Here is an 809-nt window from a genome sequence, read left to right as displayed (position 1 = left end):
CGGAAAATCCGCTGCTGAATGGAATGTTTTGTTATATTTGTAATGGCTTGGTGTTGGCTCAACGCCACTGAGAGCAAGCCTCATAACGTTAGTAGCCATTATAAAACCGCGCATCTAAAACAAACAAAATGGGAAAAACATTTATTTTACTTTTCACATTATTTTCTCTAAATGTATTTTCGCAAGAAATAACAACAGACAAAATTTTCATATCAGACAGTTTAAACGGTGAAAGCGGAAAATATTATATGGAAGGAAAAGAAATTGATATGAGTAAAACTTTTCTTGACCCAAAAAATATAGAAAAAATTGAGAGTTATTTTGGAAAAACTGCTCAAACAAGAAGCGGAACTAAAGGTGCTTACTTAATTACCAGAATAAAAAAAACTGAATTAGTAACTCTACAAAAATTTGTTGAGAAAATAAAAGCTGGAAATGAGTCGTTGAAAAATATTGAAAGTGTAAATGTTCTAGTTGACGATTTGCTCATTGAAAAGTTTTCAGAATATAGAATTGAAGAAAGTTGTGTTGTCGAAATTAAAATTTTTAAGACAGATCCGAAAAGTATAATTCGCGATGGAAACATAGCGACAATAAAAATTATAACTAACAGAAAAAATAACGGCTACTAACAGCGGTTTGCTTCAATGGCTACTTCCGGATTTTCCTACGGAAAATCCGCTGCTGAATGGAATGTTTTGTTATATTTGTAATGGCTTGGTGTTGGTGCAACGCCACTGAAAGCAAGCCGCAGAAACGTTATAGGCTATACTTCCAAAAATCGTAAAAAAGAAAATATGAAAATTTAT

Annotated in this window: 1 protein-coding gene; it reads left to right on the top strand. The window is 32.3% G+C overall.

The features are described from left to right. Nucleotides 1-248: 248 nt before the first annotated feature. The gene (locus tag GFJ99_RS13295; protein WP_153209537.1) at nucleotides 249-632 is read left to right on the top strand and encodes a hypothetical protein; all 384 of its coding nucleotides are present in this window, start codon (nucleotides 249-251) and stop codon (nucleotides 630-632) included. Nucleotides 633-809: the final 177 nt, after the last annotated feature.

The sequence above is a fragment of the Flavobacterium sp. LMO6 genome, assembly GCF_009495795.1.
Classification (GTDB): Bacteria; Bacteroidota; Bacteroidia; order Flavobacteriales; family Flavobacteriaceae; genus Flavobacterium.
This window is presented reverse-complemented; position numbering and strand designations above follow the sequence as displayed.

What these genes read in the sequence shown, in the direction of transcription:
- GFJ99_RS13295 (WP_153209537.1), top strand. Translation starts at nt 249, where the DNA reads ATGGAAGGAAAAGAAATTGATATGAGTAAAACTTTTCTTGACCCAAAA.